The organism is Zoogloea dura (assembly GCF_012927165.1).
GTDB lineage: Bacteria > Pseudomonadota > Gammaproteobacteria > Burkholderiales > Rhodocyclaceae > Zoogloea > Zoogloea dura.
On the sequence record NZ_JABBGA010000010.1, the window covers coordinates 165,825 to 173,334 of the forward strand.

Annotated in this window: 7 protein-coding genes; 5 read left to right on the forward strand and 2 right to left on the reverse strand. The window is 55.9% G+C overall.

Annotated features, from left to right (window positions below):
* Positions 1 to 297 precede the first annotated feature (297 nt).
* The 4 genes from HHL15_RS14115 (at position 298) to HHL15_RS14130 (ending at position 4,372) form a co-directional block, all read left to right on the forward strand.
* On the forward strand, positions 298 to 2,310 hold the full coding sequence (locus tag HHL15_RS14115) for an AAA family ATPase (RefSeq protein ID WP_169146424.1): 2,013 nt from the start codon (positions 298 to 300) through the stop codon (positions 2,308 to 2,310).
* 182 nt (positions 2,311 to 2,492) lie between these two features.
* The gene (locus HHL15_RS14120) at positions 2,493 to 2,801 is read left to right on the forward strand and encodes a hypothetical protein (protein WP_169146425.1); all 309 of its coding nucleotides are present in this window, start codon (positions 2,493 to 2,495) and stop codon (positions 2,799 to 2,801) included.
* 324 nt (positions 2,802 to 3,125) lie between these two features.
* Entirely contained in the window at positions 3,126 to 3,344 is a 219-nt protein-coding gene (locus HHL15_RS14125) for a hypothetical protein (protein WP_169146286.1), read from the forward strand.
* An 11-nt stretch (positions 3,345 to 3,355) separates the two neighbouring features.
* A complete protein-coding gene (locus HHL15_RS14130; RefSeq protein WP_235943394.1) occupies positions 3,356 to 4,372 on the forward strand; it encodes a site-specific integrase in 1,017 nt (338 codons plus the stop codon).
* 193 nt (positions 4,373 to 4,565) lie between these two features.
* Here HHL15_RS14130 and HHL15_RS14135 read toward each other — a convergent pair whose 3' ends face one another.
* Positions 4,566 to 5,042 carry a type II toxin-antitoxin system VapC family toxin gene (locus HHL15_RS14135; RefSeq protein WP_169146426.1) on the reverse strand — a complete coding sequence of 159 codons (477 nt, stop codon included), beginning with the start codon at positions 5,040 to 5,042 and terminating at the stop codon, positions 4,566 to 4,568.
* Positions 5,039 to 5,812 carry a hypothetical protein gene (locus HHL15_RS14140; protein ID WP_169146427.1) on the reverse strand — a complete coding sequence of 258 codons (774 nt, stop codon included), beginning with the start codon at positions 5,810 to 5,812 and terminating at the stop codon, positions 5,039 to 5,041. Before HHL15_RS14140 ends, HHL15_RS14135 begins: the two co-directional genes overlap by 4 nt.
* A 228-nt stretch (positions 5,813 to 6,040) precedes the next feature.
* On the opposite strand from HHL15_RS14140, the gene HHL15_RS14145 reads away from it, so the two are divergent.
* Complete coding sequence (locus HHL15_RS14145) at positions 6,041 to 7,243, forward strand: type I restriction-modification system subunit M (RefSeq protein WP_206198761.1); 1,203 nt, start codon at positions 6,041 to 6,043, stop codon at positions 7,241 to 7,243.
* Positions 7,244 to 7,510: the final 267 nt, after the last annotated feature.

Below are 7,510 nucleotides of genomic sequence, written 5' to 3' on the forward strand. Positions count from 1 at the left end.
TAACGAAAACAATACAGTCAATCGAATAGAGGAACGCAGCGACTTAATACATAGACTTGTCAATAACACCATAAGCAATCCGACACAATACTTGACAAAAACAGTCAAGTATTTTATATTGGATACACTTGTTAAAGTCTTCTGACTCTGACGGTCTCTAGAGCACAACGCTCACTCGCAGCCCCTCTTCTCGCTCCCCATCTCTTCTGAAAGATCACTATGAACGCAACTTTTGCGTCGGTGAGGCCCGTTCACGTCTCTGACACGGATGCTCTCGCTGCGCTTTACATTGCACGCATGCTGCAGAAGCAAATTGTTCCTATCAGAGTATTCAACGACAGTCTCTATACAGAAGAGATTCGCGCTCTTGTTGGCATATCGCCCAGCGAAGGTAACATCCCAAAGGCCAAGGCGCTTCAATTACTGAAAGTGCAACTGCCCCAGCTCAACACCATGACGGAAAAGCGCACGCCGCGTTTACAACGCAACATCCGTATGCTCGGGAGACTGCTCAGCCTGACAGACATCGAAGAAGCGATCCTGACGTTCTTTGTGTTGGTGGATCATCATTTTGTGCTAGCAGACCTATTGTCAAGCATAGTGATTATGGACAAAGACGCACTCGTGCGGCTCATGTCAGCTGCACTCTCTATAGAGCGAGAGATAATCAACGCGTACGTTCAGTCGAGTAGCACCCTGTTCGCGACGGGCTTGTTAGCACAAGAGCTTCGCCCGGAAAGAATCGGCGTGAATGTCAAGATTCCGCGAGGAATCAAAGATGCACTGCTCAGCGAAGCAGATAGCATCGAGTCGCTGATGAAAGTTGTGCTTGAGCCAAGCCCCAAACCCACGCTGCGCGCTCATGACTTCGAGCACCTGAGTGCCGAGACAGACCTCCTGCACACCTACTTGACAGAGGGGATTCAACAAGGCGTTACCGGAATCAATGTGCTGATCTACGGGCCGCCTGGAACGGGCAAGACAGAATACGCCCGCTGGCTCGCCAGCGTGATCAAAACGCCGCTGTATCAAGTTCGAGCATGCAACGATAGCGAAGACTCGATCTCCGGCTCAGATCGCCTGTCGTACTTCCGGCTTTCCCAACGTTTCCTTCAATGCACCACGGCACTGATCTTGTTTGATGAGATTGAAGATGTGTTTCCCGATCCAGACATGGTCAGTCCATCGAGTGTTGCGGCTCAAAAATGGCCGGGAAAGCTCTTCATCAATCGTCTCCTCGAGACCAACCCGGTCCCAACGATCTGGATTGCCAACGAGATCAGCCACGTCGACAAAGCCTACCTGCGCCGCTTTGACTACTCGATAGAACTCGCCATTCCCCCGATTCAAGTTCGCCGCCGCATCGCTAAACGTCACCTGCAGAAGCATCGACTACCGCCCACATTCCTTGAACACCTCGCCCAGCAAGACGAGCTGAGTGCGGCACAGATCAGCAAGCTTGCGAAGGTTCTCCACGTAGTCGGTTGCGACGACAAAACAGCACGTCACGACATCGCAGAGCAAGTCATAGAGCGCAGTATGTCTCTGCTCGATCAGAAGCGCGTACAAGCCCGCACGGGCGCAGAAACGTACTCGCTTGAATTCTTGAACACAAGTCATGACGTCAGCGCACTCATCCCGGCGCTACGCAGCGATCAAACCTCTTGTCGCGGCGCAATGTGCTTTTATGGCCCGCCCGGCACCGGAAAGACAGTCCTGGCCCACCATCTCGCATCGGAACTCGGGATGCCGATCCACGCCAAGCGTGCATCGGACATTCTGAGCCCCTACGTTGGCGAGACCGAAGCCCGGATTGCCAAGATGTTTGCCCACGCGGCCGACACCAGCGCCCTCCTCCTGCTTGACGAGGCAGACAGCTTTCTAAGCGCACGGCAAGGTGCAAAACAGCACTGGGATGTCACTGCAGTCAACGAACTCCTTGTTCAGATGGAACAGTTCGACGGGCTCTTCATCTGCTCGACAAACGCAATGACCTCGCTCGACAGCGCAGCGATGCGCCGATTCGTGCTCAAGATCAAGTTTGACTACCTGAAGCCCGAGCAGCGTTGGCGCCTCTTCCTTCGTTACATCCCTCAGAAACTCGGCGTATCAGAAAACACTCGATTTCGCGGTGTCCTTGATACGCTGACGACGCTCACCCCAGGCGACTTCACGACCGTCAGCCGCGGAGCCAAACTCTTCGGAAAGAAACAGCTTTCGCCCGATGAGCTTCTAAATGGCTTGATAGAGGAGTGCAAACTGAAACGCGGAAACGCTACCCAGGGAATCGGTTTCGTACTCAGCTACTAACCGCTTCCATCAAACGCACCTTACGCCCCCTTCCAAGTAGTAAAGCTTCAGCACATCCTGTGCCGATGTAGATCCGCCCTCTCCTGCAGTAACCAGTCCCCGTTCTCACCTCAGATCGACAAACGCGCTTTCGCGCCTTTGTCTGCTTTCGCTCGCCTTTTGAAAAGGAGCCTCGACTCATCATGAACTTTGAATTCTCAAACTCGAACCGTCCGAAGTCGCTCTTCCCACTCGGTCAAGTTGTTGCCACTCACGGCGCGCTTGATCTTCTTGATCGCAGCGCAACGAACGCTTTCGCACTTCTGCAACGTCATCAAGCGGGTGACTGGGGCGATATCCACCCAGATGATGTCACTGCAAATCGCGAAGCTGTTCAACACGGCTTTCGCATTCTTTCTAGCTATCCGCTCGGCACTCAAGCAGAACGGCTCTGGATCATCACTGAAGCAGATCGAAGCGTAACGACGCTGCTACTGCCGTCTGAATACTGAGCACGCTCCGAACATCCGTTTGCTTGCGCTAAACACGCATTCGTTCAATTACTGAGATGACGCTCTCCGGGGCGCAAACTCGAGAATTCGCATAAATTCGGAAGGCCATATGTGAGATAGCGATATATCGCTTCCTCTGAGCTTCAGCCGGATTTATGCGAATTCTCGAGTTTGCGCCCCGAGATGCGTCGAACACGTCATCGAACAAATGCGCACTGAGCGCATCAACGATGATCACTACTTTTGCGCTAACTAGCGATAACAGTCATTAGCAAATTGACTTGCGAGTACTGACTTCGCTCATAAGCGCATTGAAAGAACATAATGAAAGACAACGAATTCTTTGACGCAGAACCGCTCACAAACGCAGTCGTAGGGCTCTCATGCAAAGACGGCAACGCGTTCCTAATTCTCGGCCTCGTACGCCGTGCGATTTTGCAAAGCGATAAACCCGAGCTTGCTGATCAGTTTATCGAAGAAGCAACAGCGCACGATTACGACCATCTGTTGATCACCTGCGCGAAATACGTAACGATTGAATAGAGCGTGCAATCATGAACACACGTAACAACAACAGCAACACTCGGCGCAAAGCGCACATTGAACAGAATGACGTATTCTCAAACAATGCACTTCTCGCGCTTATGGGAGACGACGAGCTTGATGCTGAAATCCGGCAATATCTGACCTCTGCGTTTTCAGAGAACACAAAGCGGGCGTATCGCGCGGATTTAGCGCATTTCGAGTCATGGGGCGGCACAATACCCGCTCAACCAGCCATGATTGCGCGCTATATCGCAGATCACGCACGAAAGCTCTCAAACTCAACGCTTTCTAGACGACTCGTGGCGATCGGACATGCACATACGGCACAAGGACATGCAAACCCCACAGATGCGTTGCTTGTACGCGCCACACTCAAGGGTATCCGACGCACTGTAGGCACAGCAGTTAAGCAGGCTGCAGCTCTCAAATACGAGGACTTGGTAAAAATGGTGCGCAAACTGAAGGGGATGCGCGGCAAGCGGGATGCAGCACTTCTTCTGTTCGGCTTCGCTTCTGCAATGCGGCGCTCGGAACTCGTCGCGCTCAACGTTGAGGACCTACAGTTCTGCGAGCAAGGCGTCATCGCAAACATCAGGCGCAGCAAGACAGATCAGGATCAGCGCGGGCGACTCGTAGCCATACCTCGTATCAGGGCCGAGGGGAACCGGCAGAGAACTCGGTACTGCCCGGTACAGCATCTCGAGAACTGGTTGAAGGCTGCGGGGATCACATCAGGTGCGCTCTTTCGGTCAGTGAGCCGCTTCGACCACGTCATGCTCAGTCGGCTTAGCGGCCAGTCCGTATCGCTCATCATCAAGCAACGAGCCACCGAAGCCGGCATTGACGCCTCCCGGCTGTCGGGGCATAGCCTACGGGCGGGGTTCGTCACCGCTGCGGCGCAAAGCGGAGCAGCAACGACTCGCATCAGAGCTCAGACGGGGCACACATCAGACTTGATGCTACAGCGGTACATCCGAGACGCTGAGCTGTTTTCAAACAATGCGAATGTGGATCTCTGGATATAGCCCTCTCTGGAACGTTGAAAGGGAGCAGTGGGTTCGATTCCCATCGCCCGCTCCACACTGGATTCCGGTAGGTCGTTGATCTGCAAAAAAAGCCAACCATCAGCGGTTGGCATTTTTGTTGTCTGTGTCGATATCTGGTCGGAGGTAGGTAGGGTTCGGTCACACTCCATCCAACCAGAGCATGGCTACACCGCTAATCTGGCAATCTGAACTGCCCGTTTTCAAACCATGAAACGTCGAAGCCATGCTTCAGAAGCACTGATTGGGTAGCGAGCTGGCCAGGGGCCTGGGAGCGGGCAAGGTACTTGACCAATGTGCTTTCATCTTCACTCAACAGGTGACTGATCCCCTCACAGTCGCACTGAGCGATGAGCTTGAAATCATCTTTTACGCGCACACGATCATCGGTGGGGTCGCGCGACAGCTGCCGAACTAGAAAACCGCAACGCATGGCGTGATCGACATTAAAAGGCAGCACGACCAGATTTCTTAACGGCAGGTCGTTGATGGCTTGTTTGACCTGAAACTCCGAAATGACGATCGTGGATAGATACATCGGTATCTGACGGTGTACGCATTCACGGAAATACTGGTGGGCTGCAGCATGGTGTGGCCTGGAAGGGTCAGCCAGCGTGATGAGGAAACTGGTGTCCAGCAGGGCGCTATTCAATGCTCCCCTCCCCGCAGTTCATCCACCCACATCGTGGGATTGCTCACATCCTTCCAGGCGCTCTCGCCGCGGCGCGTGAGGCGTGCCAAGCTGGCCTCATCGATCTGATCGACGTACTCCACAAACTCCAGCAACTGAGCATTGCGTAGCTGACGGGTCAGAACGTTGAATTCAGCCTTAACTCGGAGCATGGCCGTCTTGTAAAGGCGGTTGACCTTGTCTTCTCGGAGCAAACTTTTGTCCGTGGTGACTCTCAGCGTGGAGCCATCGGGCAGCCGGACATGTGCATTGGCTTTTGTACTGCCGCCCAGATCCTGAATCTCACCCCGAATATAACGCTCGACCTGAACCCATTGGTCCGCATCATCCCCGCGGTAATCGGAGTCTGCATTGACCACCACCGGGCGTTGCATGAAGGGGGCTGAAATCCTGTAGGCAAGGCCACGGGTCTGACGGGCCGCCTTCTGCCAGCGTTCCATCACCTCCTTACGCTTGGCGTCAACGCCGTCAAGCAACTCGCCTTTTAGCAACGCCTGAAGGTCGGCGAAAAGCTGGGGCGCCATCGGGATGGGCGCGGTCTGGATGGCGAGCGAACCTTTGCGGACAGCTACCTCCAGACTCTGCGTATCGATCTCTCTAGTCTCCCCCCGCAGGAAAATCTGCACATCGTCGGAAAAGCGTGCCAGATCCGCTAGGCGAACACGATCCGGGGTGGTTTCAAAACCCCCCGAATGGTCATCGAGTGCCAATGTGATGCGCTGAGCTTCCATAGAATCATTTTACGAGTAAAGGCACCTAAAGTAACCCTCGCCTTACACGGACGGGCGTCAGCACGAACCTGCATGGATCAGGCACCACAGCCCCCACACCGGCCCTTTCGACGCCGCGTACACCATCAAGCAACCGCTTTGAACAAAACCCACGGCCCGCGAAAGACGACGCCCTTGCGGTAAAGTCGCGCCCTCACGCCTCAGAGCAAGCAGACACGCAACGACCCCATGGCCATCAAGAAATCCGACCTCTACTCGTCCCTTTGGGCTTCCTGTGATGAACTGCGCGGCGGCATGGACGCTAGCCAGTACAAGGACTACGTCCTGTTCATGCTGTTCATCAAGTACATCACGGACAAGTACGCCGACAGCGACGCCTTCGCTCCTCCGGTGATCATCCCGAAGGGCGCCAGCTTCAAGGACATGATCGCCCTCAAAGGCAAGAGCGACATCGGCGACAAGATCAACACGCAGATCATCGCTCCGCTGGTCAACGCCAACAGCCGCCTGTCGAAGAGCGACTTCCCGGACTTCAACGACCCGAACAAGCTCGGGCAGGGCCCGGAGATGGTTGAGCGCCTGACCAACCTGATCGGTATCTTCCAGAAGCCGGAGCTCGACTTCTCCCAGAACCGTGCCGAGCACGACGACATCCTGGGCGACGCCTACGAATACCTGATGCGCCACTTCGCCAGCGAGAGCGGCAAGAGCAAGGGCCAGTTCTACACCCCGTCCGAGGTCAGCCGCGTCATCGCCAAGGTGATCGGGATCGGGCCGGACAACACCAAGGCCTCCACCACCGCCTACGACCCGACCTGCGGCTCCGGGTCGCTGCTGCTGAAGGTGGCCGCCGCCGCGGGCAAGTCCATCACGCTGGAGGGCCAGGAGAAGGATGTGACCACCGCCGGCCTCGCGCGGATGAACATGATCCTGCACGACTTCCCGACCGCCAGCATCCTGCCCGGCAACACGCTGGCGGCGCCCAAGTTCAAGGACGGCGAGCAGCTTCGCACCTACGACTACGTGGTCGCCAATCCACCGTTTTCTGACAAGGCGTGGAGCACCGGCCTGACCCCGTCCGAAGACCTCTACCAGCGCTTCACCTGGGGCGAGCCACCGGCCAAGCAGGGTGACTACGCCTACCTGCTGCACATCGTCCGATCGATGAAGAAGACCGGCAAGGCGGCCTGCATCCTGCCCCACGGCGTGCTCTTTCGGGGCAATGCCGAGGCCGTTATCCGCGAGAAGCTGGTCCGCTCCGGCATCCTGAAGGGCATCATCGGCCTGCCGGCCAACCTCTTCTACGGAACCGGCATCCCCGCCTGCATCCTGGTGCTGGACAAGGAAAATGCTGCCGCCCGCAAGGGCGTCTTCATGATCGACGCCAGCAAGGGCTTCATTGTCACCGACCGGCACATTGGAGCCAGTTGATGATCGGCACAATGGAGCCACCTTGTGACCGGCACATTGGAGCCACTCCGTGATCGGCGTAATGGAGCCACCCACGGATCGGCACATAGGCGCCAGCGCCGGATCGGCGTAATGGAGCCAGTCTCACTCTGACGGACGTCTCGACCTTGAGCGGTCCATCGCTACCCTGCCGGGTTTGGCAGGAGAAAGCCGGTGGCCCGCAGGAGTATCGAGATGCACGAGTACCGCCAGGCCCTGATGCGTTTGCGTCAGGGCGACTCGGAGCGC